Below are 23,896 nucleotides of genomic sequence, written 5' to 3' on the forward strand. Positions count from 1 at the left end.
TCACCCGGTGGCCAGGGCGTAGGCGTACTCCGGCGTGAAGGAGCCCGCCGCGCCCGAGCAGCCGTCGGACTCCCCCGGCAGCTTCACCCACAGGTACGCGTCGATCCGGTCCTCGCCCGTGCGCGTCGTCGGGGGCTGCCCCAGCGCCCGGCCCGCCGGGTCGCACCATTCGCCGGCGGTGGGCGCACCGTTGCCGTTGCGGCTGGTGTCGATCACCGCGCCGAGGCCGGCCGGGCCGCCGAGTGCGGCGAGGACCCGGCGGGCGTAGGCCCTCTCGTCGGCGGTGCGGTGGAAGTTGGCCACGTTGGTGAAGATGCCGTCGCCGTTGGTGGCCGCTCCGGCGGCCCGGAGCGCGGCTGCCTGTTTCGCGGGGGCGTGCCAGCCCGAGTGGCCGCCGTCGAAGTAGACCCGGGCCCGCGGATTCGCTGTGCGCAGGGTGCGTCCGGCCCGGGCCAGTGAGGCGAAGCGGGCCGCCCGGTCGGAGGCGCTCAGGCAGTCGGAGAGGGCGATGGCGTCCGGCTCCAGGATCACGATCGCCGCGCCCGCGCCGAGCCCCTCGGCGAACTGCCGTATCCAGGCGTCGTACGCCGCGAGGTCCGGGGCGCCGCCCTTCGACGCGCCGCCGCAGTCCCGGTCGGGTATCGCGTACGGGACGAGCACCGGGATCCGGCCCGCGGCGGCCGCGCCCCGGGTGACCTCGCGGACCTGCCCGGCTATCTCGCCCGGGTTGTGGGCGGCGAACCAGACGGCGGCGGGCCGCTCCGCGATCCGGGACTCGATGACCGGGCGGCGCGGGTCGTCGGGGTTCGCCCGCACCCAGTCCAGGACCTGGGAGTGCGGGTGCCGGAACAGGCGGTTACGGGGCGCGGGTGCGGGCGTCGCCGACGGGGAGGGCGGGGGCTCGGGGGCAGCGCTCGGGCGGGCCGTGGTGCGTGAGGGGGACGGGGCCGGAGCGGGGCGGGCGGAGGAGGCGGACGGGGCTGGGGCGGTGGGCGTCGGCGTGGGGACGGCGGGGAGGGGCTGGAGGACCGGCGGAGCCGTCGGTTCGGGGCGGGCCGTGTCGCGCCCGTCCTGGTGGCCCGCGTCGATCAGGCCGGCCGTCGCGCCGATCGCCACCACCGCCGAGGCGACGGCGAGCAGGGCGTGGCGGCGGGCCGCGCGGCGGCGTTCACGGTGAGCGGTGCGGCGTCGTACGCGGGTGCCCGGCACTCCTCGATCCCCTTTTCCGGCACCGCTGTTCGCCCGTTCCGATGAATACTCGGGCCGGTCGGCGCCGTGGCGAGCCTAAGGCTGGGACGCTCCGCCCATGACGCAGATCGAGCAGTCCGCAGTACCGGCCCAGGGCGGCGGCCCGCCGACGGGCGACTTCCCGGTGATCGAACGTATGCGGGAATTGCGGTCCCGGTGGCCGTCCGGGGACGGGGTGGCGGTCTTCAACCGGGTCTATCTGGAGGCCCTGGAGACGGCCGGACCCGAGCCGGGCAGGGGCGGGCCCGACGGCCGGGAAGCCACCGCCCTGCTGGGCGTACGGTGCGCCGAGCGCTATCTGTCGGCCGCCGAGACGGCGACGGCGGGCGGGCGGCCGCCGGAGTGCTGGCGGCCGTTGCTCCCCTGCCGCCGCCATCCCGGCGTACGTCCGCTGCAGTTCGCCCTCAGCGGTCTCCAGGCGCATGTGGGCCACGATCTGGTCCTGGCGGTGGTGGACGCCTGTCGTACGCTCGGCTGCGATCCGCCGGACCTGGAAGGGGAGTTCGAGCGCGTGGGTGATCTCCTCGCGTTGCTGGAGGAGCGGATCCACGACGAGCTGATGCCGGGGCCCGACCTGCTGGAGATCGCGGATCCGCTGACCCATCTGGTGAGTTCCTGGAGCCTGGAGCGGGCTCGCGAGGCGGCCTGGTCGGCGGCCCGGACGCTCTGGCGGCTGCGCGCATTCCCTTCGCTGGCCGAGGAGTTCCGGCAGCGGACCGACGCGGGCGCGGGTCTGGTGGGTCGGCTTCTGCTCACCCCCTGCCGCTGAGGCCCGCGTCGGTACGACCCCCGGCTCAGTCCTCCGGAAGCTCGACCGGGGCGATCTCGTCGAAGACGTCGCCGGGGCCGGGGTTGGTCGCGTCCGTCGCCCCGCCGAACTGGTGCATGACGCCCCACACGGCGTTCAGTGCGGTCTGCACGGCGCCCTCGGCCCAGCCGGCCGTCCAGGAGATGTCGTCCCCGGCGAGGAAGATGCCCCGCTTGTCCTCCGGCAGCCGGTCCTGCATGAAGTGGGTGAACAGCCGCCGCTGGTAGCGGTAGTGGCCGGGCAGGTTGGCCTTGAACGCACCCATGAACCAGGGCTCGTTCTCCCAGGAGACGGTGACCGGGTTGCCGATGATGTGGCTGCGGATGTCGACGTTCGGGTAGATCTCGCCCAGCGACTTGAGCATGACCTCCATGCGCTCCTTCGGGGAGAGCGGCAGCCACTTCAGGCTGTCGTCGCACCACGTGTAGGAGAGGCAGATGACGGCGGGCCTGTCCGGCCCGTCGTCCAGGAGGTACGTCCCCCGGGTCATCCGGTCGGTGAGCGTCATCGACATGGTGTCGCGGCCGGTGGTCTCGTCCTTGTCCAGCCAGAACGGCCGGTCGACCGGGACGAACAGCTTGGACGACTCCATGTAGTGGGTGCGCTCCATCGCCGTCCAGTGATCGATCGGGAAGAGCGCGTCATCGCAGTCGATCTTGGAGAGCAGCAGCCAGGACTGGCCGGTGAAGACCGCGGCCCGGAAGGTGCGGATGTCGCCCGTGGCGTCGGTGACCGTGATGCGGTTGCCGGCCGTGCGGGTCAGCCGGGTGACCGCGCCGCGTGGCTCACCGTCGTGCAGGGAGGAGAGCGAGGTGCCGAGCGGCCAGTGGACGATCTTCTGCGGCTCGCGGTCCCACAGGCGCAGCGGCAGCTGCTGGCTGCCGCCGACGATGCCGCGGTGGTGGTCGTCGGCCTCGGTGTAGACGACGCGCAGGATCTCCAGGATGGAGTTGGGGAAGTCGGTGTCCCAGCCGCCGGTGCCGAAGCCGACCTGGCCGAAGATCTCGCGGTGCCGGAACGACTTGAAGGCCTCGGACTCGCAGAGGAAGCCATAGAAGGTCTGGTTGTCGAGCCGCTCGACGAGCTGCGACCAGATCTCCCGGATGCGCGGGACGTCGCGCTCGCGCAGCGCCCGGTTCATGTCGGAGAAGTCGGCGCCCTCCTCCAGACAGGCGTTCCAGGCCTCGGCCACGTCGCGGTAGACCTGCGGCAGGTCGTCGATGGTCTCGGCGTAGTGCGACTCGCCCTTGAGGTCCACGACGGTCGAGGGCGTGGCCGGGGAGAGGGGGTTGGGGAAGGGCCGGGTCTGCAGGCCCACCAGGTCGATGTAGTGCTGGAGCGCCGTGGAGGACGGCGGGAAGCGCATGGCGCCCATCTCGGCGGTGAGGTCGCCGTCGCAGCCGTCGAAGCCGACGGTGCGCAGCCGGCCGCCGATCTGGTCGGCCTCGTAGACGACGGGCTTGAGGCCCATCTTCATCAGTTCGTACGCGGCGATGATGCCCGAGAGCCCGCCGCCGATGACGGCGACCTCCTGGCCGTGCTCGGTCGCCGGTATCTGCCCGAGGCCGGCCGGGTGGGCGAGGAAGTCGTCGTACGCGTACGGGAAGTCCGGCCCGAACATGGTGATCGGCGGGGCGGCCGCGTCGGTGTGCTGGACGGCGTTGGGCACCGTGGACGTCATGGGGTACGGACTCCTTGCGCGGTACGGGTAGTTCGGGGAGGGACGGGCTCAGGCGAGGGAGCCGTAGAGGCCGGGGCGGCGGTCTGCGAGATACGGGTTGGCGGCGCGTGACGCCGCCAGGAACTCCGGGTCCACCTCGCCGATCACGAGTTCCTCGCCGCGTCCGGCGCGGGTGCGCACCACCCCGTCGGGGCCGGCCAGGCAGCTGAGCCCGACGAACTCGAACTCCCCTTCCGGGCCGGTGCGGTTGACGTACGCCACGTACATCTGGCTCTCGAAGGCCCGTACGGGGACGACGGATTCGGCGACGAACTGGAAGGGGTGCATCTGCGCGGTGGGCACCAGCAGCAGATCGGTGCCGGCCAGGGCGTGCGCCCGGACGTTCTCCGGGAACTCGACGTCGTAGCAGATCAGCAGGCCGATGCGGATGCCGTCGAGGTCGGCCTGGACGACGGTCTGCTCGCCGGGGGTGAACCACTCCTGCTCGAAGCAGCCGAACAGGTGGGTCTTGCGGTAGTTCGCGAGCCGGACGCCGTTGGCGCCGATGAGCTGGGAGGCGTTGAAGATCCGCTCCCCGTCGCGCTCCGGGTAGCCGTAGAGGACGGCGAGGCCGTGGCGTACGGCGATCTCGGCGATCGCCTCGACGCCGGGGCCGTCGGCGGGCTCGGCCAGGACGGGCACGGCGTCGCCGATGGCGTATCCGGTGAGGAACAGCTCGGGCGCGACCAGCAGCCGGGCTCCGGCACCGGCGGCCCGGGCGGCGGCCTCGTCCAGCGTCTTCAGGTTCTCGGCGACGGCGCCGGGCCGTCCGGAGCTCTGGAGCAGGGCGGTGCGCAACGACGGCATGGCTGACCTCGGGCGGTGCGGGCGGGGTGGGGAGACGTAACGAAGGTACGTGGCCCGGATCGGCCCGGACAAGGCGCGAGCGTTGCGCGCCGACCGTTGATTCGTTGCGCGGGAAGGGCCTGGGGCAGCGAATCGTTGCGTCGGACATCACCGCAGGTCAACGGGGTGATGTGCGCCACCCGTTTCAGGCCGGCGGGGCCTCCGCGGAGTAGCGCCGCAGCAGCGGGGAGAGCACCAGCACGGACTTGGTCCGCTCGACGTACGGCTCCCCCGCGATGCGCTCCAGGACCTGTTCGAAGTGGCGCATGTCGGCGGCGAAGACCTGCACCACCGCGTCCGCCTCACCGGTCACCGTCGAGGCCGAGGCGATCTCCGGGTAGCGGGCGAGGCCCTGCTTGATCGCGTCCGGGGAGGTGTTGCGGCTGCAGTAGATCTCGATGAACCCCTCGGTCTCCCAGCCGAGCGCCGCCGGGTCGACCCGCACGGTGAAACCGGTGATCGCGCCCTCGGCGCGCAGCCGGTCGACGCGGCGTTTCACGGCGGGGGCGGAGAGGCCGACGATGGCGCCGATGTCGGCGTAGGAGCGCCGGGCGTCTTCGGCGAGGGCGTGGACGATGCGTTCGTCGAGGTCGTTCAGGCGCACGTCGGGCGGTTCACTATCTCTGCGGTGGGTCGGCTTGCGGGAGGCGGCGCGTGCCGCCTCCCGCAGTAGACCACGGGCCGCCGCCCCGGGCATGCCAGGTGCGGCGGGGCAGCCCGTCAGAAGGGGAACTGCGAGCGGCCGTGCTGGATGGAGATCCACTTCTGGGTGGTGAAGGCCTCGATCATGGAGTCGCCGTTCAACCGGCCGAGGCCGGAGCTCTTCTCGCCGCCGAAGGGGACGATCGGCTCGTCGTGGACGGTGCCGTCGTTGATGTGGATCATGCCGGTGTGGATGCGCTGCCCGACCCGGACGCCGCGCTCGATGTTGCCGGTGTGGACGGCGCCGCTGAGGCCGTACGGGGTGTCGTTGGCGATCCGGACGGCCTCGTCCTCGCCGTCGAAGGGGATCAGCAGGGCGACGGGGCCGAAGATCTCCTGGTGCAGGACGGGCGAGTCGGCGGCGAGGCCGGTCAGCACGGAGGGGCTGACCAGGTTGCCGTCGGCGCGGCCGTGCAGGAGGGCCGTCGCCCCGGCCGCCACGGTCTGGTCGACGAGCTTGGAGACGGACTCGGCCTGCGAGGAGTTGATCAGCGGGCCGATCTGGGTGGCCGGGTCGGCGGGGTCGCCGACGGTGAGGGACGCGACCTTGGCGACGAACTTCTCGGTGAACTCCGCCTCGACCGAGCGGTCGACCAGGATGCGGTTGGCGGCCATGCAGACCTGGCCCTGGTGGACGTACCGACTGAAGACCGCCGCGTCGACGGCGTAGTCGACATCCGCGTCGTCGAGCACGATCAGGGCGCTGTTGCCGCCGAGTTCGAGGACGGCGCGCTTGAGGTTCTGGGCGCAGACGGTGGCGACGTGGCGGCCGACCTTGTCCGAGCCGGTGAAGGAGATGACCTGCGGCACGGGGTGCTCCAGCAGGGTGTCGCCGATCTCCGCGATGTCGGTGATCACGACGTTCAGCAGTCCGGCGGGCAGCCCGGCGTCCTCGAAGACCTTGGCGAGCAGGGTGCCGCCGCAGATCGGGGTGTTCTGGTGCGGCTTGAGGACGACGGCGTTGCCGAGGGCCAGCGCGGGCGCGACGGACTTCAGGGAGAGCAGGAAGGGAAAGTTGAACGGGCTGATCACGCCGACGACGCCGAGGGGAACCCGGTAGACGCGGTTCTCCTTGCCCTCGGTCGGCGAGGGGAGGACCTGTCCGGCGGGGCGCAGCGCCAGCTGGATCGCCTCGCGGAGGAACTCCTTGGCCAGGTGCAGTTCGAAGGCGGCCTTCAGCCGGGTGCCGCCCAGCTCGGCGACGATCGCCTCGCCGATCTCCGGCTCGCGCTCCTCGACGATGCGCAGCGCCTTCTCCAGGACGGCCCGCCTGCTGTACGGGTTGGTGTCCGCCCAGGCCTGCTGCGCGCGCTCGGCGGCCCGGTAGGCCTGGTCGACCTCGTCGGCGGTGGCGACCGGGATCGAGGCGAGCTTCTCCCCGTCGAACGGGTTGAAGTCGATGATGTCCCAGGACCCCTTCCCCGGCCTCCACTCGCCGTCGATGTACTGGTGGGCCAGGTCAGTGAAGAAGGACATGAGATCCCTTACCGCAGAGAGGCAGGCAGCTGATTGCGGTTCATATTACTGAGATCTCAACAGAGTTGAAGCGGCCCCCCGGCCACGGGGACAGGCCGGAAACGACCCCGCCCCCTGCGGCGTGGAACAGCCGGAGGGGGCGGGGTCGTCGGGGTGACCGGAGGATCAACTCCAGCTGGCGTGCAGGGGCTTGCCCTCGGCGTAACCGGCGGCGCTCTGGACGCCGACGACCGCCTTCTCGGCGAACTCCGCGAGCGAGCCGGCACCGGCGTAGGTGCAGGAGGAGCGGACGCCGGCGATGATCGAGTCGATGAGGTCCTCGACGCCCGGGCGGGCCGGGTCGAGGAACATCCGCGAGGTGGAGATGCCCTCCTCGAAGAGCGCCTTGCGGGCGCGGTCGTAGGCCGACTCGTCCGAGGTGCGGTTCTTCACGGCGCGGGCCGAGGCCATCCCGAAGGACTCCTTGTAGAAGCGGCCGTCGGCGGACTGCTGGAGGTCGCCGGGCGACTCGTAGGTGCCCGCGAACCAGGAGCCGATCATCACGTTGGACGCGCCCGCGGCGAGCGCCATGGCGACGTCGCGCGGGTGCCGGACGCCGCCGTCCGCCCAGACGTGCTTGCCGTGCTTCCTCGCCTCGGCGGCGCACTCCAGGACGGCGGAGAACTGCGGGCGGCCGACGCCGGTCATCATCCGGGTGGTGCACATGGCGCCGGGGCCGACACCTACCTTGATGATGTCCGCGCCCGCCTCGATCAGGTCGCGCACGCCCTCGGCGGCGACGATGTTGCCCGCGACGATCGGGACCTGCGGGTCGAGGGCCCGTACGGCCTTCACCGCGCTGATCATGGATTCCTGGTGGCCGTGGGCGGTGTCCACGACGAGGACGTCGGCGCCCGCGTCCAGGAGCTGCTTGGCCTTGCCGGCCACGTCGCCGTTGATGCCGACGGCGGCCGCGATGCGCAGCTTGCCCCCGGCGTCGGTGGCGGGGGTGTAGAGCGTGGCGCGCAGGGCGGCCTTGCGGGTGAGGATGCCGACGAGGCGGCCGTCCGCGTCGACCGCGGGGGCGAGCTTGCGGTTGGCGCCGTCGAGCTTGTTGAACGCGTCGCGCGGGTCGATGTCCGCGTCCAGCAGCACGAGGTCCTTGGTCATGACCTCGGAGAGCTGGGTGAAGCGGTCGACGCCGCTGAGGTCGTGCTCGGTGACGACACCGACGGGACGGCGGTCGGCGTCGACGACGACACCCGCGCCGTGCGCCCGCTTGGGCAGCAGCGAGAGCGCGTCGGCGACGGTCTGGCCGGGGGCCAGCTCGATCGGGGTGTCGAGGACGAGGTGGCGCGTCTTGACCCAGGAGATGACGTCGGTGACGACCTCGATCGGGATGTCCTGGGGGATGACGACGAGGCCGCCGCGGCGGGCGACGGTTTCGGCCATCCGGCGGCCCGCGATGGCGGTCATGTTGGCGACCACGAGCGGAATGGTGGTGCCGGTTCCGTCGGGCGACGAGAGGTCCACACCCTGGCGGGAGCCGACCGCGGAGCGGCCCGGGACCATGAAGACGTCGTCGTACGTGAGGTCGTACGGGACCGCGGGGGACTCTGTGTAGCGACCGGTGCCCGGCTCAAGAAAACGCATAACTCTCATTTTTTCACACGAAACCGCGCAGGTCGTTTCCCCGAAGACACAGCAAAAGACCCCCGCTTTCGTCTGATCCTCCGAAGAGGCGGCCGGGGGTCCCGGGCAAGTGAACCTGCCTTACCCACGGACTCTACCCGAACAGGATTCGAAGCATTCGTGATCACCATCCCTGGACCGGGCGACAAGGGGTCAGGTAGCTTCAAAGCCGCAGGTCTCGGGGGTGTCGGAAGCGTCGATCCGGCTCGTCGGCAACCCTGGGCACACCGTTTGACCGGAGAGGATCCCGATCCGCCTGTGGACAGCGAACTGCCGGACATCTACTGCCCGTTCCCGCAGCGGACCAATCCGCACGTGGCGCACACCCGGGAGCATCTGGACGCCTGGACCAGACGGACGGGGCTGGTCCATCGCGAGTCCGCGAGGAACCGATTCGAACAAGCCGATTTCGGGGCGTTCGTCGGCATGGTCTACCCGACGGCCGACGAGGAACACCTCGATCTGGTGGCCGACTGGTTCGTCTGGCTCTTCCTGGTCGACGACCAGCTCGACGACGGCCACCTCGGCCGTTCACCCGACCGGGTGAGAAGCGTGGTCGAACGGATGCGCGCGGTCGTCGACGGCTCCGCCCCCGGGCCGCTGCCGGGCGAGGACGTCCCGGCGGCCGTGACCGCCCTGGCCGACCTGTGGAAACGTACGACGCCGAACGCGGCCCCGCACTGGCGGACCCGGTTCGCCTGGCATCTGGTGACCTACCTCACGACCGCCACGACCTGGGAGGCGGGCAACCGCGCCGGGGACGTGGTGCCCTCGGAGGACACGTACATCGCCAAGCGGCGGCACACCGGGGCCATCCACGTCTGCATGGACCTCATAGAGATCGTGGCGGGCATCGAGGCCCCGGAGTCGCTCCACAACGACCCCCGCTTCATCACCGCCCTGGAAGCCGCGTGCAACCACGTCTGCTGGGCCAACGACGTGTACTCCTTCGAGAAGGAGCAGGTGCTCGGCGAGATCCACAACCTCGTCCACCTGGTCCGCCACCACCGGGGCCTCGGGGAGCAGCAGGCGCTGGACCACGTCGCGGAGCGGCTCGCGATGGAGACCGAGCGGTTCCTGACCGCCGAGGACGAGCTGCTGGAGCTGTATCCGGAGCTGTCGGGGCTGCTGGTGCCCTACCTGGACGGGATGCGGAGCTGGATGCGCGGCAATCTGGACTGGTCGCGCCAGACGCCCCGCTACAACCCCGCGGACGTGGGGCAGTACGAGGAGCCCGAGGAGTATCTGGAGGAGACGGTGCTGGGCGTCCCGCCCGCGCGCACCGAGGCCGCAGCCCCCGCCCCGTGCGCGGCCAAGGCACCCCCGGCCGGCTGAGGGACAGAGTCACGACATGCCGAGGGCCGTGCACCCCGCAAGGTGCACGGCCCTCGGCGCGTCCTCGGTGTCACTCCCCGTCGGGGTCGGCCCGCTCCAGCGCCGGGCGCACCCCCGCGGCGGATTCGGTGAGCAGATAGTCGGCCGCTGCGGTGTCCGTGACCAGGCTGGTGACCAGGCCGGAGCGGAGCACCGCGCCGATCGCCGCCGCCTTGCGCTGGCCGCCCGCGATCGCGACCACCTCGGGGATCCGGCGCAGCCGGTCCGCCTCCACGGTGATGCAGCGCTCCCCCAGGTCGCGGCCGACCCGGCGGCCTTCCGCGTCGAAGAGGTGTGCGGACATCTCGGCAGCGACGCCGAGCGAGGCGTAGTGGGCGCGCTCCTCGTCCGAGAGCATGTCGTGGACCGTGGAGATGCCCGGCTCCCAGGAGCCGATGGAGACGGCGGCGACGGTCACCTTGTCGAAGTACTCGAAGGCTCGGGCGATGCCCGTCTGCTCGCGCAGCGCGGCGGCCGTCGCGGGGTCGGGCAGCAGCATCGGGGCGTAGATGGGGTGCGCCTCGCCGCCGGAGACCTGGGCGGCCCGGCGGACCGCCTCGACCGAGCCGCGCTCGGCGGTGCCCGCGTCGTACACCCCGGTCAGCTGGACGACCGTGCAGGGCGGCAGCCGGTCGAGTGCGGCCGCCATGTGGATGGTGGAGCGGCCCCAGGCCAGGCCGAGCACATCGCCCTCGGCCACCAGCTCGCCGAGGAGGTCGGCCGCGACCTCGCCCAGATTCTCCGGGTCGGGGGCGTCGTCCTGTTCCTCGGCCGGGGATTCGACGACCACCGCGTGCCGCAGCCCGTAGCGGGCGCGCAGGGCGTCGGAGCGTTCGGCGTCCAGCTCGGCCGGGACCCGGATCTCGATGCGTACGAGATCGCGTTCGAGGGCGGTCTCCAGGACCCGGGCCACCTTGAAGCGGCTCACGCCGAACTCCTCGGCGATCTGGATCTTGGACTTGCCCTCCAGATAGAACCGGCGGGCCATGGCCGCCGCCTGCACCAGCTCCGCGGGTCCCATCCGCATGGCTGACCGACCCGCCGAGATGCCAGACACCGCGATCTCCTCACTGCTGTTCACACGCCCGATACGCCGTTCATCCTGTCAGATCCGGCGATCCTTGATCGGCCCTGTCGGACCGCGTTCATCTGCCCTTGGTTCAGTGGTCGCATGCCCAGGGGGCTGCGGCCGTCGCCACGTCCGCCAGGCCCCGCAGGTCCCGCACGGCCGCCGCCGGGTCCGCCGCCCCGTAGACCGCGGATCCGGCCACGAAGACATCGGCTCCGGCCTCGGCGCAGCGCTCGATGGTGGCGGCGGAGACCCCGCCGTCCACCTGGAGCCACAGTTCGAGACCGTGCTTGCTGATCAGTTCCCGGGTACGCCGGATCTTCGGCAGCATGATGTCCAGGAAGGCCTGCCCGCCGAAGCCCGGCTCGACCGTCATGATCAGCAGCATGTCCAGCTCGGGGAGCAGGTCCTCGTACGGCTCGATGGGCGTCGCGGGCTTGAGCGCCATCGAGGCGCGCGCCCCCTTCGCCCGGATCTCCCGCGCGAGGCGCACCGGCGCCGCGGCGGCCTCGGCGTGGAAGGTGACGGACCCGGCGCCGGCCTCCACGTAACTCGGGGCCCAGCGGTCCGCGTCCTCGATCATGAGGTGGCAGTCCAGCGGGGTGTCCGTCGCCTTGCTGAGCGCCTCGACGATCGGCACGCCGAGGGTCAGATTGGGCACGAAGTGGTTGTCCATGACATCGACGTGGAGCCAGTCCGCGCCTTCGACGGCCTTCGCCTCCTCGGCGAGACGCGCGAAATCGGCGGACAGGATGCTGGGGTTGATCTGCGCCATGCCCCAAGCCTGCCACGTCTGCGGCCGGTTCCCCGCCTCGATCCCCTCCGAAGCCTCACACGGCCCTCACAGTCCGCACATTCTGGGCATTTTGCCAGCGCTTTACTTTTCTTTTGCCGTACGGGCGGGCGCGCTGACGCGGCGATATTCAGCCGGTCCGGCGCAGCAGAGCCAGATACATCGCGTCCGTGCCGTGGAGATGCGGCCAGAGCTGGACGTCGGGCCCCTCGCCCAGGGCGGGCACCCCGGGCAGCAGCGGGCGGGCGTCGATCCACTCCGCCTCGACGGGCTCCCCGCCGCGGCCCTTGAGCACGTCCTCGACGACCACCCGGGTCTCCGCGAGATGCGGCGAGCAGGTGGCGTAGCCGACCACGCCGCCGACCCGTACGGCCTTCAACGCCTCGCGCAGCAGGCCGCGCTGGAGCGGGGCGAAGGCCTCCAGGTCCTCGGCGCGCCGCCGCCAGCGGGACTCCGGGCGGCGGCGCAGCGCGCCGAGTCCCGAGCAGGGCACGTCCATCAGGATGCGGTCGAAGGTGCCGGGCAGCCACGGCGGGCGGGTGCCGTCGGCGGTGATCACCTGGTACGGGCCGGGGTTGCCGGCGAGCGCCCGCTCGACCAGCCGGGCGCGGTGGGGCTGCTTCTCGGCGGCGAGCAGCGTCGCGCCGCGTTCGGCGGCCAGCGCCGCGAGGAGGGCGGCCTTGCCGCCGGGGCCCGCGCAGCCGTCCAGCCAGCGGGAGTCACGGCCCTCGACGGGGACGGCGGCCAGGGCGGCGGCGACGAGCTGGCTGCCCTCGTCCTGGACGCCCGCCCGGCTCTCGCGGACGGCCTCCAGCGCGCCGGGCTCGCCGCCCTCGGCCATCCGCACGGCGTACGGGGACCAGCGGCCGGGCAGGGAGTTGTCCTCGCCCAGGGCCTTGACCAGCTCCTCGGTGGTGGAACGGCCCGGGCGGGCGACCAGGGTCACCTCGGGCCGCTCGTTGTCGGCCTCCAGCAGGTCCTCGATGCCCGCCCGGCCGCCGCCCAGCGCGTCCCAGAGGGCGGAGACGATCCAGCGGGGGTGGGAGTGGACGACGGCGAGGTGGTCCTCGGCGTCCTCGTCGTACGGCGGGGCGACCTTCTCCACCCAGCCGTCGAGGTCGTGCGCGGTGACCTTGCGCAGCACCGCGTTGACGAACTTCGCACGCCCCTCCCCCAGCACCACCCGGGCCAGCTCGACACTGGCGGAGACGGCCGCGTGGGTGGGGATACGGGTGCCGAGCAGCTGGTGGACGCCCATGTTCAGGACGTCCAGGACCGGCGGGTCGACCTCGCGCAGCGGCCGGTCGATGCAGGCCGCCACGATCGCGTCGTACGTGCCCTGGCGGCGCAGCGTCCCGTAGACCAGCTCGGTCGCCAGCGCCGCGTCCCGGCCGTCGAAGTCGCCCTTGGCGCGGGCCTTCTTCAGCAGCGGGGGCAGCACGAGGTTGGCGTACGCGTCCCGTTCGTCGACGGCCCGCAGCGCCTCGAAGGCGAGGAAGCGGACCGGGTCCTTCTTGGGCCGGCGGTGAGGCTTGGCGGGACGGCGACGCGGCTGGTCGTTCACGTGAAAGGTGCTCCGCTGAAGGTGAGGGGGCGAACCCTCCCAGCGTACGACGCCGTCCCGGGCCTCCCGAACGAGAGGTTCCCCGGCCCCGGGGGCTACGGGCCCAGCAGCTCGCCGTGGGCGATCCGGACGCCGCGCGCCCAGTCGGCGGCCCGCATCGGCTTCTTGCCCTGCGGCTGGACCCAGAGCAGCTCGACGGCGTGGGATCCGGTGCCGGCGTACACGTTGTTCTTGGCGGCCGACAGCTCCCCGGGGGCCAGGTCCGTGCGGTCCAGGACGGGGGTCGCCTGGATCAGCTTGAGCCGCTCGCCGCGGAACACTGTCCAGGCGCCGGGGGCCGGGGTGCAGCCGCGGATCACCCGGTCGACGCGCAGGGCGGGCGCGGACCACTGGACCTGGGCGTCCTCGACGGTGATCTTCGGGGCCAGGGTGACGCCCTCGTGCGGCTGGGGCACGGCGTGCAGGGTGTCGTCCTCGATGCCGTCCATGGTGGCGGCGAGCAGCCCGGCGCCGGCGAAGGCGAGCCGGGTGAGCAGGTCGCCGCTGGTGTCGGTGGGGCGGATCTCCTCCGTGAGGACGCCGTAGACCGGGCCGGAGTCGAGCCCCTCCTCGATCAGGAAGGTCGACGCGCCGGTCACCTCGTCCCCGGCCATCAGGGAATGCTGCACGGGGGCCGCGCCGCGCCAGGCGGGCAGCAGCGAGAAGTGCAGGTTGACCCAGCCCCGGGCGGGCACGTCGAGGGCGACCTTGGGCAGCAGGGCCCCGTAGGCGACGACCGGGCAGCAGTCCGGGGCGATCTCGCGCAGCCGGGCGAGGAACTCCTCGTCCCGGGGCTTGACGGGCTTGAGCACCTCGATCCCGGCCTCCTCCGCCCGCTCGGCCACCGGGCTCGCGACGAGCCGGCGGCCCCGCCCGGCGGGGGCGTCGGGACGGGTAACGACGGCGGCCACCTCATGGCGGTCGGAGGCGATCAGGGCGTCCAGGGCGGGGACGGCGACTTCGGGGGTGCCGGCGAAGACGAGCTTCATGGGTGGCTGACTGCCTCTCGGGCCAAGACGTACGGTGACGAGCAGCACACCAGTCTAGGGTCTCGGGTCGAACCGGGCCCGGCCGCACCCGTGCGCGAGGGCGGCGCCCCTCTGTGCGCAGGGGCGGCGACCCCCTCTGTACAGGGGCGGCAACTCCCTTGCGCGGGGCGGCGACCAGGGGGCGTACGCGCGCCGCGCACGCCCCGTGCATATGCACATACGCCCCGATAGCGTGACCACATACCCGGCTCGGGCGTTGGTCAAAGGAGATTGACCGAAGCGGGCCGCCCCGATCGCGGCCCGATCCCTTTCAACGCCGGTTCGAGAGGCTTCTTCATGGCCGACCACGCAACGCACGACGCCCAAGCGCGGGCCAGTCTGCATCTTCTGGTGCGGGACATCGAGCGGGTCAGGCGGCAGGTGGACGCGCTGCGCACCCTCACCGCCCAGCTGGGCAACGTCTACCGTCCGCGCCGCTCCGGCCCTTCCGCGGGCTTCGTCGTCTACGGCAGGGCCCCGGCCCCCACCGTCCGCCTCGCGCAGGAACTGCGGGACAGCGTCGAGACCCTGGTGACGGCCGCGGTGGACTTCGACCGCTCGCTGGGCTTCTCCTGGGACGCGGTGGGCTCCGCCCTCGGCGTCACCAAGCAGGCCGTCCACCGCCGTTACGGAACCCGCCGCGCCACCCCGCAGCCCGCCGCCGAGACGGGCGGCGAGAACACGGCCGTGCCGCGCCCGGTCTCCGTCGGCACCGGCCTCACCGGATCCTCCGCCAAGGGGTCCGGCTCCCCGGTGCCCACGGTCCCGGCGGCCCGCTCGATGCCGCCGCAGCCGTCGGCGGCCCCGCAGCCGGCCCGCGAGGAGCTGCGCCCCGGTGCGTTCCCGGGCCCGCGCAACGGCTGACCGTACACCGCCCTTCTGCCCCACCGTGCCGGTCGCACGGCGGGGCAGTCCCCTGTCCGGGCCCGGGGCCCTGTCCAGCTCTCTGCCCGGGCCCGGGTCACGGAGGAAGCTGCGTCGCGGGGCTCAGCCGATGTCCGGCGGGTCGATCCTGATGCGTACCGGGTCGTTCGCGCCCTTGGCCGTGCGGGCCGCGAGCGCCGTCTTCAAGGCGCGGGCGAGCGCGGCCCCGCGCCCCGGGACCACCCGGACCAGGGCCCGCTCCCAGGTCTCGCCCGGTGGCGCGTCTCCCGGTCTGCGGGCCCTTCCGGGCGCGGCCGAGGGGGCCGGCACCGGTCCCAGGATCTCGGCCTCCGGCGGCAGCCCGGCAGTCTGCAGGAACGCGGCCAGAGCCTCGGGCGGGCCGGTCACCGAGGCCATCCGGGAGACCGGCGGGAAGCCCAGCTCGGCGCGGTCCGCCAGCTCCCGCCGGGCGAACCCCGCCGGATCCCAGCGGACCAGCGCCTGCACCGCACGCTCCGTCGGCTCGGCCACGACCACCACCGTGCCGCCCTCCTCCTGCCCCCGCACCAGCGCCGACGCCGCCAGCCACCGGCGCAGCGCCTCCTCCCCCGCGCGCAGATCGGGCCGGCCGAGCATGGCCCAGCCGTCCAGGAGCAGGGCCGCCGCGTACCCGCCCTCGGCGACGGGCTCCGCGCCGGGCGTGGAGACCACCAGGGCCGGGGCGTCGGGCACCGCGTCGAGGATGTGGTCGCGCCCCGAGGTGCGGACGGGCACGGCGGGGAAGGCCCGGCCCAGCTCCTCCGCGGTGCGGCGGGCGCCGACGATCCGGGCGCGCAGCCGGGTGGAGCCGCACTCCGCGCAGCTCCAGGCCCGCTCGGCCTGCCCGCACCAGGCGCAGTTCAGATCCTGCTGGTCCGGCGCTTCCAGGGGGCCCGCGCAGTGCCGGCAGCGGGCGGGGGTGCGGCAGCGTTCGCAGGCGAGGCGGGGGGCGTATCCCCGCCGGGGCACCTGGATCAGCACCGGTCCGGTGCGCAGGCCGTCGCGCACGGCCCCCCAGGCGAGGCTGGGCAGCCGGGCGGAGCGGGCGGCCCCGTCCCGGGCCAGCTCGCCGTCCCCGACCGTACGGATGAGGGGCGCGGTCCGGCGCAGCCGTTCGCGGTCCGCCAGGAGGGGCAGCGCCCAGCCGCTCTCCACGAGCTGGGCGGCCTCGACCGTGCAGCTGGTCCCGCCGAGCAGGAAGCCGCAGCGGCCCTGGGCCGCCCGCAGCTCCAGGACCTCGCGGACATGGGGGAAGGGGGCGTTGTCGTCGCTGTGGCTGGAGTCGCCGTCGTCCCAGACGACGACGAGCCCGAGGTCGCGGACAGGGGCGAACATGGCGGCCCGGGTGCCCACGACCGCCCGCACCGAGCCCCGGCGTACCGCGAGCCACTGGCGGTAGCGCTTCTCGGGGCCGGATTCGGCGGTCAGCAGGGCGTGCCGACCCGCGCCGAGCGCCTCGGTCAGAGCCGCGTCGACCCGTGCGGCGGCCCGCCCGTCCGGGACGACGACGAGGGCGCCGCGCCCGGAGGAGAGCGTCGCCGCGACGGCTCCGGCGATCTCCGCGGGCCAGTGCGGTCCGGGCAGGGCGGTCCACACGGCGCGCGGGGCGCCGCCTTCTGCCAGGGCTCGCAGGAAGGCCGGGCCCTGACCGTACCGCTCCCAGGTGCCCGGATCCGGGGGCGGGGGCGGGGGCAGCGGCTCCGGGGAGGGCTTGGCCTCGGCGCGGCCGTTGCGCGGCGGGACGGCGAGCTGGAGGACGTCGGCGAGGCTGCCCGCATACCGGTCGGCGACGGCGCGGCAGAGGGCGAGCAGCTCGGGGCCGAGGACCGGCTCCGGGGAGACCACGGAGGCGAGGGCGGCCAGCGCGCCCTGGTAGTCGGAGTCGGCGCGGCGCTCGACGATGAAGCCGTCGATCAGACCGCCGCCCTCGCGCCGCCCTCCCTGGACGTTGCGCCCGCCGGCCCCGAACCGGACCCGCACCCGGACGCCCGGCTGTGCGTCGGCGTCCAGCTCCTGAGGCACCGCGTAGTCGAAATACTGGTCGAGGTGGAGGACGCCCTTGTTGACCAGGACGCGGGCGACGGGCAGATCGTCGGCGAGGGGCGCGCCGCGCCAGGTCCGCGGCTTGGCGCGCGGCACCTTCGCCCGGCGCACGGTCTCCCGGATCAGCGCAAGCTGCTCCGGCGGCCCGGCACCCGGTTCGGCGGACTGCTCGTTCTCGCTGCTCACAGCTGCATTCCTACCAGAGGGCACTGACAGTCCGGAGAGCACGGAAGTCGTGGGGGCACGGCAGCGGGGCCCGGCCACCGTGTTCGGTGTCCGGGCCCCGCCGTCACTCAGTGCCGATGCCGGATCAGGTCCTTACAGACCCGCGGCCGCGCGCAGCGCGTCCACGCGGTCCGTGCGCTCCCAGGTGAAGTCCGGCAGCTCCCGGCCGAAGTGGCCGTACGCGGCGGTCTGGGCGTAGATCGGGCGGAGCAGGTCGAGGTCCCGGATGATCGCGGCCGGGCGGAGGTCGAAGACCTCGGCGATCGCGTTCTCGATCTTCTCCGTGTCGATGGCGGCGGTGCCGAAGGTCTCGACGAAGAGACCGACGGGCTCGGCCTTGCCGATCGCGTACGCGACCTGGACCTCGCAGCGGGCGGCGAGACCGGCGGCCACGACGTTCTTGGCGACCCAGCGCATCGCGTACGCCGCGGAGCGGTCGACCTTGGACGGGTCCTTGCCCGAGAAGGCGCCGCCACCGTGGCGGGCCATGCCGCCGTAGGTGTCGATGATGATCTTGCGGCCGGTGAGGCCCGCGTCGCCCATCGGGCCGCCGATCTCGAAGCGGCCGGTCGGGTTCACCAGGAGGCGGTAGCCCTCGGTGTCGAGCTTGATGCCGTCCTCGACGAGCTGCGCGAGCACGTGCTCGACGACGAACTCGCGGATGTCGGGCGCGAGCAGCGAGTCCAGGTCGATGTCCGAGGCGTGCTGCGAGGAGACGACGACCGTGTCGAGACGGACCGCCTTGTCACCGTCGTACTCGATGGTGACCTGGGTCTTGCCGTCGGGGCGCAGGTAGGGGATGGTCCCGTTCTTGCGCACCTCGGAGAGCCGCCGGGAGAGGCGGTGCGCGATGTGGATCGGGAGCGGCATGAGCTCCGGGGTCTCGTCGCAGGCGTACCCGAACATCAGGCCCTGGTCGCCCGCGCCCTGCTTGTCGAGCTCGTCCTCGTCACCCTCGACCCGCTTCTCGTACGCGGTGTCGACGCCCTGGGCGATGTCCGGCGACTGGGCGCCGATCGACACCGAGACGCCACAGGAAGCGCCGTCGAAGCCCTTTTTGGAGGAGTCGTAACCGATCTCCAGAACCTTGTTGCGCACGAGGTTGGGGATGTCGGCGTAGGCCTTGGTGGTGACCTCGCCCGCGACATGCACCAGACCGGTGGTGATCAAGGTCTCGACGGCGACACGCGAGGAGGGGTCCTCACGCAGGAGCGCGTCGAGAATCGTGTCGCTGATCTGGTCAGCGATCTTGTCGGGGTGACCCTCGGTGACGGATTCCGAGGTGAAAAGGCGGCGGGACACATCGCTCCCTGGGGTTGCAGCGGCTGCTGGCTGATCATGGGTGGCACGTCCGAGAGCTGCGCTCGGCGCGTACCGTCGGCCAGTTTATCGGTCACTTCCGGCGACCGGGCCAGGTGTCTCGCCCTTTGGGAGGTTCGTGACGTGCGCCACACAGATCACCAGTAGGACAATTCACCCTCCTCAGCCGCCGTTTTCGGCGTTATGAGGCGATTTCACTCGCCCGAAGGACTGATCAGGAATTCGGCTGGAACCTGGCGGAAACCAGATCCCAGATCGTGTCGGCGAGGGCTTCCTTGGGGCCGTACGGCACCGGCGTCTCCTGGCCGTCGGCGGCGAGGACGACCGCTTCGTTCTCCTCCGAGCCGAAGGTCTTGCGCTCCCCCACCTCGTTGACCACGAGGAGGTCGCAGCCCTTGCGGCGGAGCTTGGCACGTCCGTTGGCCAGCACGTCGTCGGTCTCGGCGGCGAATCCGACGACGATCTGGCCGGCCCGGGCCCGCTCCCCGGCGACCTCGGCGAGGATGTCGGGGTTGCGGACCAGGGTGAGCGCGGGCGCCTCCTCGCCGTCCTTCTTCTTGATCTTGCCGGTGGCGTACTCGGACGGGCGGAAGTCGGCCACCGCGGCCGCCATCACCACGACGTCCGCGTCGGCGGCGGCCTTCACCACGGCCTCGCGGAGCTGGACGGCCGTGCCGACCCGCAGGACGTCGGCCCCGGCCGGGTCGGGCAGCCCGGTGTTGGCCTCGATCAGGGTGACCCGGGCCCCCCGGGCCACGGCGGTGCGCGCCAGCGCGTAGCCCTGCTTGCCGGAGGAGCGGTTGCCCAGGAAGCGCACCGGGTCGAGCGGCTCGCGGGTGCCGCCGGCGCTGATCACCACATGGCGGCCCGCGAGGTCGGGCTCGGGAACCCCGCGCGCCAGCACCCGGCGGCAGACCTCGAAGATCTCGCCGGGGTCGGGCAGCCGGCCCTTGCCGGTGTCGACGCCGGTGAGCCGCCCGACGGCGGGCTCGATGACGACGGCGCCCCGGCGGCGCAGGGTGGCGACGTTCTCCTGGGTGGCCGGGTGCTCCCACATCTCGGTGTGCATGGCGGGGGCGAAGACCACCGGACAGCGGGCGGTCAGGAGCGTGTTGGTGAGCAGGTCGTCTGCGAGCCCGTGGGCGGCCTTCGCCAGCATGTCCGCCGTGGCCGGGGCGACCACCACGAGGTCGGCACCCTGCCCGATCCGCACGTGCGGGACCTCGTGGACATCCTGCCAGACCTCGTCGGACACGGGGTGGCCGGAGAGCGCCGACCAGGTGGCCGCGCCCACGAAGTGCAGCGAAGCGGCGGTCGGGACGACCCGTACGTCGTGGCCGGACTCGGTCAGCCGGCGCAGCAACTCGCACGCCTTGTAGGCGGCGATGCCCCCGCTGACCCCCAGGACCACCTTCGGCTTGTCCACTGCGTCTCCCCGCACTCGGCACCGTAACGGCAACATGTGCGTCCCATGCTGCCTCACCACGCGCGGCGCGTTCACCCGGCCCCGGACACACCTCAGGCCCGGCGGACGGGCCGCCGGGCCTGGAGTGAAGGTGCTGCGGTGCTGCTGCGTTACTGCGCGGGACCCTCGATGGCCTCGGAGGTCAGCAGGCCCGCGTTGATCTCGCGGAGCGCGATCGACAGCGGCTTCTCGTGCACGTGGGTGTCGACGAGCGGACCGACGTACTCGAGGAGGCCTTCACCGAGCTGCGAGTAGTACGCGTTGATCTGACGGGCGCGCTTGGCCGCGTAGATCACCAGGCTGTACTTCGAGTCGGTGGCCTCGAGGAGCTCATCAATCGGCGGGTTGATGATGCCCTCGGGCGTGGTGATGGAAGAGGACACTCTCTGCCTTCCGAAGGGGGTGTAGATCAAAGATCCGAGCGGTCTTGACGATGGCCGGGATCTAGGCCTGAAGCATCAAGGCTAGCAGCTCGCGTGCCACATCCTCGACGGAGGTGTTGACGAGCGTCGTATCGAACTCCGCCTCGGCGGCCAGCTCGACCTTGGCGGCGTCGAGCCGGCGCTCGATGACCTCGGGGGCCTCGGTGCCCCGGCCGGTGAGCCGGCGCACCAGCTCCTCCCAGCTCGGCGGGGCCAGGAAGACCAGACGCGCGTCGTCCATCGACTGGCGGACCAGCCGGGCGCCCTGGAGGTCGATCTCCAGCAGGACCGGCTCGCCCGCCTCCAGGCGGTCCAGCACGGCCCGGCGGGGCGTGCCGTAGCGGTTGCCCGCGAACTCGGCCCACTCCAGCAGCTCGCCGTTGGCGATGAGCTTGTCGAACTCCTCGTCGTCCACGAAGAAGTAGTGGACGCCGTTGCGCTCCCCGGGGCGCGGCTTGCGCGTCGTCGCCGACACGGAGAGCCAGACCTCGGGGTGCACGGAGCGCATATGGGCGACGACCGTGCTCTTGCCGACCCCCGAGGGGCCGGAGAGCACGGTCAGCCGCGGACGTACGTCCGGGGGTACGGGGGACGTCCCCCGGGATGTTGCAGCCATGGAGCGATTATCCAGGTTCTCAGGAGTGCCTGAGAACGTCAGGCGGGGCTGCCGCCGAACTCACGCTCCAGGGATGCGATCTGGTTGGAGCCAAGACCCCTGACCCGGCGGCTCTCGGAGATGCCGAGACGCTCCATGATCTGCTTGGCGCGGACCTTGCCGACGCCCGGCAGGGATTCCAGCAGTGCGGAGACCTTCATCTTCCCGATGACGTCGTTCTCCTGGCCCTGCTTGATGACCTCGTGGAGGGAGGCGCCGGAGTGCTTGAGTCGATTCTTGACCTCGGCCCGCTCCCGGCGAGCCGCGGCGGCCTTTTCGAGCGCGGCTGCGCGCTGTTCAGGGGTAAGGGGCGGAAGAGCCACGCCTACGTCACCTCGGATGTCGATCTGTCGGATACGGACCGGCGGGGAAGCTGGACGCCACCCCACCAGGTGAGCGACGAACACACTGTGCTCGGCCGCTCTTCGACGGAGACTAGCGGCAAGGGCCGCTGTAGTCAGCGAGAACAGACGAAAAGTCCTGGTCAGCTGTGGCCGACCAGTATTTTCCCGACATATCGACCAGGTTTCTCGTCAGTAATTCGTCAACACGCTGTAAACGTGTCAGGGTCAGCTGCCGGATACGGCGGCGCGGACCTCGTCCGCGAACCGTCCGGCCGCTTCGCGCAGCCCGGACGCGTCCGGGCCGTGGCGCAGCACGCCCCGGCTCACGCTGGGCACCACGTTGCCCACCGCGTCGCCGAACACCGCCGGAAGATCCGCCGGGGTCGCCCCCTGTGCGCCGATGCCGGGTGCGAGCAGCGGCCCGTTGATCGCCAGGTCCACCCCCGCGTCGCCGAGCGTCGCGCCGACCACAGCGCCGACCGAGCCGAGCGGGGTGGCCCCCTCGTTCTCGGCGGCCATGTGGTCGAGCATCAGCTGGGCGAGCGAGCGGCCGTCGGCGGCCGTGGCCCGCTGGACCTCGGCGCCCTCCGGGTTGGAGGTGAGGGCGAGGACGAAGACGCCCGCGCCGGAGACGGCGGCGGCGTCCAGCGCCGGGCGCAGCGAGCCGAAGCCGAGGTACGGGGAGACGGTGACCGCGTCGGAGAAGAGCGGGGAGTCCTTGTCCAGGTAGGTCGCCGCGTAGGCGCCCATGGTGGAGCCGATGTCGCCGCGCTTGGCGTCCATCAGGACCAGCGCCCCGGCGGCGCGGGCCTCCTCGACGGCCTTCTCCAGGACGGCGATGCCGCGCGAGCCGAACCGCTCGAAGAACGCGGACTGCGGCTTGAGCACGGCGACCCGGTCGGCCAGCGCCTCCACCACGGTCCGGGTGAACCGCTCCAGGCCCGCGATGTCGTCGTTCAGGCCCCAGGAGGTGAGCAGGGACGCGTGCGGGTCGATGCCGACGCAGAGCGGCCCGCGGGTGTCCATGGCGTGGCGCAGTCGGGCGCCGAAGGGTTCGAGCGTCACAGGGCGGCCTTCTTCCGGGTCTCGGCGCCGACGGCCTCGGCGAGGGTGGCGTAGGGGGAGGTGGCGAGCCGGGCGGCGAGGCCCTTGTGGATCGCACGGGCGTAGAAGGGGCCTTCGTAGATGAAGGCGCTGTAGCCCTGGACGAGGGTGGCCCCGGCGAGGATGCGCTGCCAGGCGTCCTCGGCGTTCTCGACGCCTCCGACGCCCACCAGGGTGATCCGGTCCCCCACCCGGGCGTACAGGCGGCTCAGGACCTCCAGCGAGCGTGCCTTGAGGGGTGCGCCGGAGAGTCCGCCGGTCTCGCCCAGCAGCTCGGGTCCCGACTTCAGGCCGAGGCCCTCGCGGGCGATGGTGGTGTTGGTGGCGATGATGCCGTCCAGGCCCAGCTCCACGGCGAGGTCGGCGACGGCGTCGACGTCCTCGTCCGCGAGGTCCGGGGCGATCTTGACGAGCAGTGGGACGCGCCGGGTGGTGACGGTGCGGTCGGCGGCCTCGCGCACGGCGGTGAGCAGCGGGCGCAGCGACTCGGTGGCCTGGAGGTTGCGCAGGCCGGGGGTGTTGGGCGAGGAGACGTTGACGACCAGGTAGTCGGCGTGGGCTGCGAGCCGCTCGGTGGACTTCACGTAGTCGGCGGCGGCCTCGGCCTCGGGGACGACCTTGGTCTTGCCGATGTTGACGCCGACCGTGGTGCGGAAGACGGGGTTACGGGCGGCCAGGCGGGCGGCGACGGCCGCGGAGCCCTCGTTGTTGAAGCCCATGCGGTTGATCAGCGCACGGTCGGCGACGAGCCGGAAGAGGCGCTTCTTGGGGTTGCCGGGCTGCGGTTCGCCGGTGACGGTGCCGATCTCGACGTGGTCGAAGCCGAGCATCGCCATGCCGTCGATCGCGACGGCGTTCTTGTCGAAGCCGGCGGCGAGGCCGAAGGGGCCGTGCATCCGCAGGCCGAGGGCCTCGGTGCGCAGCTCCTTGTATCGGGGGGCGAGGGCTGCGGCGACGAAGGTGCGCAGGACGGGGATCCTGGCGGCCAGGCGGATCCAGCGGAAGGCCGCGTAGTGGGCCTGCTCGGGGTCCATCCGCTTGAAGACCAGCCGGAAGAAGAGCTTGTACATGGAGAGG

21 protein-coding genes are annotated in these 23,896 nt (G+C 72.4%); 3 read left to right on the forward strand and 18 right to left on the reverse strand.

What is annotated here, in order from left to right; translation table 11 throughout:
• Positions 1–1,209 carry a glycoside hydrolase family 6 protein gene (locus tag IE140_RS19555; RefSeq protein ID WP_109177895.1) on the reverse strand — a complete coding sequence of 403 codons (1,209 nt, stop codon included), beginning with the start codon at positions 1,207–1,209 and terminating at the stop codon, positions 1–3.
• A gap of 97 nt (positions 1,210–1,306) precedes the next feature.
• Here IE140_RS19555 and IE140_RS19560 point away from each other — a divergent pair, with 97 nt between their 5' ends.
• Positions 1,307–2,017 carry a DUF5995 family protein gene (locus tag IE140_RS19560; protein ID WP_150198735.1) on the forward strand — a complete coding sequence of 237 codons (711 nt, stop codon included), beginning with the start codon at positions 1,307–1,309 and terminating at the stop codon, positions 2,015–2,017.
• A gap of 25 nt (positions 2,018–2,042) precedes the next feature.
• On the opposite strand, the gene IE140_RS19565 is transcribed toward IE140_RS19560, so the two are convergent.
• The 5 genes from IE140_RS19565 to IE140_RS19585 form a co-directional block, all read right to left on the reverse strand.
• Positions 2,043–3,737 carry a flavin monoamine oxidase family protein gene (locus tag IE140_RS19565; RefSeq protein ID WP_189460581.1) on the reverse strand — a complete coding sequence of 565 codons (1,695 nt, stop codon included), beginning with the start codon at positions 3,735–3,737 and terminating at the stop codon, positions 2,043–2,045.
• Between the two features lie 48 nt (positions 3,738–3,785).
• A complete protein-coding gene (locus tag IE140_RS19570) occupies positions 3,786–4,583 on the reverse strand; it encodes a carbon-nitrogen hydrolase family protein (RefSeq protein WP_150195348.1) in 798 nt (265 codons plus the stop codon).
• Between the two features lie 184 nt (positions 4,584–4,767).
• The gene (locus tag IE140_RS19575; protein ID WP_003970382.1) at positions 4,768–5,226 is read right to left on the reverse strand and encodes an Lrp/AsnC family transcriptional regulator; all 459 of its coding nucleotides are present in this window, start codon (positions 5,224–5,226) and stop codon (positions 4,768–4,770) included.
• A gap of 116 nt (positions 5,227–5,342) precedes the next feature.
• Positions 5,343–6,800: an aldehyde dehydrogenase family protein gene (locus IE140_RS19580; protein ID WP_150195346.1), complete on the reverse strand. Its 1,458-nt coding sequence runs from the start codon at positions 6,798–6,800 to the stop codon at positions 5,343–5,345.
• Positions 6,801–6,965: 165 nt separating this feature from the next.
• The gene (locus tag IE140_RS19585; RefSeq protein ID WP_032768188.1) at positions 6,966–8,432 is read right to left on the reverse strand and encodes a GuaB1 family IMP dehydrogenase-related protein; all 1,467 of its coding nucleotides are present in this window, start codon (positions 8,430–8,432) and stop codon (positions 6,966–6,968) included.
• Positions 8,433–8,729: 297 nt separating this feature from the next.
• On the opposite strand from IE140_RS19585, the gene IE140_RS19590 reads away from it, so the two are divergent.
• Positions 8,730–9,806, forward strand: coding sequence for a terpene synthase family protein (locus tag IE140_RS19590; RefSeq protein WP_150195344.1), 1,077 nt, complete (start codon positions 8,730–8,732; stop codon positions 9,804–9,806).
• Positions 9,807–9,876: 70 nt separating this feature from the next.
• Here the strand turns inward: IE140_RS19590 and IE140_RS19595 are convergent, their stop codons facing one another.
• The 4 genes from IE140_RS19595 to fmt form a co-directional block, all read right to left on the reverse strand.
• Entirely contained in the window at positions 9,877–10,872 is a 996-nt protein-coding gene (locus IE140_RS19595; protein ID WP_030589527.1) for a sugar-binding transcriptional regulator, read from the reverse strand.
• Positions 10,873–11,005: 133 nt separating this feature from the next.
• Positions 11,006–11,689 (reverse strand): ribulose-phosphate 3-epimerase, encoded by a 684-nt coding sequence (rpe, locus tag IE140_RS19600; RefSeq protein WP_109177902.1) that lies wholly within the window; start codon positions 11,687–11,689, stop codon positions 11,006–11,008.
• A 148-nt stretch (positions 11,690–11,837) separates the two neighbouring features.
• Positions 11,838–13,271, reverse strand: a complete 1,434-nt coding sequence (locus IE140_RS19605) for an RsmB/NOP family class I SAM-dependent RNA methyltransferase (RefSeq protein ID WP_032780955.1) — start codon at positions 13,269–13,271, stop codon at positions 11,838–11,840.
• A 95-nt stretch (positions 13,272–13,366) separates the two neighbouring features.
• A complete protein-coding gene (gene fmt / locus IE140_RS19610; RefSeq protein ID WP_093439653.1) occupies positions 13,367–14,299 on the reverse strand; it encodes a methionyl-tRNA formyltransferase in 933 nt (310 codons plus the stop codon).
• 336 nt (positions 14,300–14,635) lie between these two features.
• On the opposite strand from fmt, the gene IE140_RS19615 reads away from it, so the two are divergent.
• Positions 14,636–15,202 carry a hypothetical protein gene (locus IE140_RS19615; RefSeq protein ID WP_032768303.1) on the forward strand — a complete coding sequence of 189 codons (567 nt, stop codon included), beginning with the start codon at positions 14,636–14,638 and terminating at the stop codon, positions 15,200–15,202.
• A gap of 123 nt (positions 15,203–15,325) precedes the next feature.
• On the opposite strand, the gene IE140_RS19620 is transcribed toward IE140_RS19615, so the two are convergent.
• The 8 genes from IE140_RS19620 to IE140_RS19655 form a co-directional block, all read right to left on the reverse strand.
• The gene (locus IE140_RS19620) at positions 15,326–17,470 is read right to left on the reverse strand and encodes a primosomal protein N' (RefSeq protein WP_150195342.1); all 2,145 of its coding nucleotides are present in this window, start codon (positions 17,468–17,470) and stop codon (positions 15,326–15,328) included.
• A gap of 132 nt (positions 17,471–17,602) precedes the next feature.
• Entirely contained in the window at positions 17,603–18,811 is a 1,209-nt protein-coding gene (gene metK, locus IE140_RS19625; RefSeq protein ID WP_006123164.1) for a methionine adenosyltransferase, read from the reverse strand.
• A 232-nt stretch (positions 18,812–19,043) separates the two neighbouring features.
• The gene (gene coaBC, locus IE140_RS19630; protein ID WP_032780950.1) at positions 19,044–20,255 is read right to left on the reverse strand and encodes a bifunctional phosphopantothenoylcysteine decarboxylase/phosphopantothenate--cysteine ligase CoaBC; all 1,212 of its coding nucleotides are present in this window, start codon (positions 20,253–20,255) and stop codon (positions 19,044–19,046) included.
• Positions 20,256–20,404: 149 nt separating this feature from the next.
• Positions 20,405–20,677: a DNA-directed RNA polymerase subunit omega gene (rpoZ, locus tag IE140_RS19635; protein ID WP_003970369.1), complete on the reverse strand. Its 273-nt coding sequence runs from the start codon at positions 20,675–20,677 to the stop codon at positions 20,405–20,407.
• Between the two features lie 61 nt (positions 20,678–20,738).
• Positions 20,739–21,332, reverse strand: a complete 594-nt coding sequence (gmk, locus tag IE140_RS19640) for a guanylate kinase (protein WP_023608339.1) — start codon at positions 21,330–21,332, stop codon at positions 20,739–20,741.
• Positions 21,333–21,370: 38 nt separating this feature from the next.
• Complete coding sequence (locus IE140_RS19645) at positions 21,371–21,694, reverse strand: integration host factor (protein ID WP_003970367.1); 324 nt, start codon at positions 21,692–21,694, stop codon at positions 21,371–21,373.
• A gap of 246 nt (positions 21,695–21,940) precedes the next feature.
• A complete protein-coding gene (gene pyrF / locus IE140_RS19650) occupies positions 21,941–22,780 on the reverse strand; it encodes an orotidine-5'-phosphate decarboxylase (protein ID WP_150195340.1) in 840 nt (279 codons plus the stop codon).
• Positions 22,777–23,889 carry a quinone-dependent dihydroorotate dehydrogenase gene (locus IE140_RS19655; protein WP_150195338.1) on the reverse strand — a complete coding sequence of 371 codons (1,113 nt, stop codon included), beginning with the start codon at positions 23,887–23,889 and terminating at the stop codon, positions 22,777–22,779. The genes pyrF and IE140_RS19655 overlap by 4 nt, the downstream gene beginning before the upstream one ends.
• Positions 23,890–23,896 lie beyond the last annotated feature (7 nt).

This window comes from Streptomyces parvus, from assembly GCF_014648875.1.
GTDB lineage: Bacteria > Actinomycetota > Actinomycetes > Streptomycetales > Streptomycetaceae > Streptomyces > Streptomyces parvus.

What these genes read in the sequence shown, in the direction of transcription:
- gmk (WP_023608339.1), bottom strand. Translation starts at nt 21,332, where the DNA reads ATGGCTGCAACATCCCGGGGGACGTCCCCCGTACCCCCGGACGTACGT.
- IE140_RS19595 (WP_030589527.1), bottom strand. Translation starts at nt 10,872, where the DNA reads ATGCGGATGGGACCCGCGGAGCTGGTGCAGGCGGCGGCCATGGCCCGC.
- IE140_RS19580 (WP_150195346.1), bottom strand. Translation starts at nt 6,800, where the DNA reads ATGTCCTTCTTCACTGACCTGGCCCACCAGTACATCGACGGCGAGTGG.
- IE140_RS19565 (WP_189460581.1), bottom strand. Translation starts at nt 3,737, where the DNA reads ATGACGTCCACGGTGCCCAACGCCGTCCAGCACACCGACGCGGCCGCC.
- IE140_RS19570 (WP_150195348.1), bottom strand. Translation starts at nt 4,583, where the DNA reads ATGCCGTCGTTGCGCACCGCCCTGCTCCAGAGCTCCGGACGGCCCGGC.
- rpe (WP_109177902.1), bottom strand. Translation starts at nt 11,689, where the DNA reads ATGGCGCAGATCAACCCCAGCATCCTGTCCGCCGATTTCGCGCGTCTC.
- fmt (WP_093439653.1), bottom strand. Translation starts at nt 14,299, where the DNA reads ATGAAGCTCGTCTTCGCCGGCACCCCCGAAGTCGCCGTCCCCGCCCTG.
- IE140_RS19560 (WP_150198735.1), top strand. Translation starts at nt 1,307, where the DNA reads ATGACGCAGATCGAGCAGTCCGCAGTACCGGCCCAGGGCGGCGGCCCG.
- IE140_RS19655 (WP_150195338.1), bottom strand. Translation starts at nt 23,889, where the DNA reads ATGTACAAGCTCTTCTTCCGGCTGGTCTTCAAGCGGATGGACCCCGAG.
- IE140_RS19585 (WP_032768188.1), bottom strand. Translation starts at nt 8,432, where the DNA reads ATGCGTTTTCTTGAGCCGGGCACCGGTCGCTACACAGAGTCCCCCGCG.
- IE140_RS19615 (WP_032768303.1), top strand. Translation starts at nt 14,636, where the DNA reads ATGGCCGACCACGCAACGCACGACGCCCAAGCGCGGGCCAGTCTGCAT.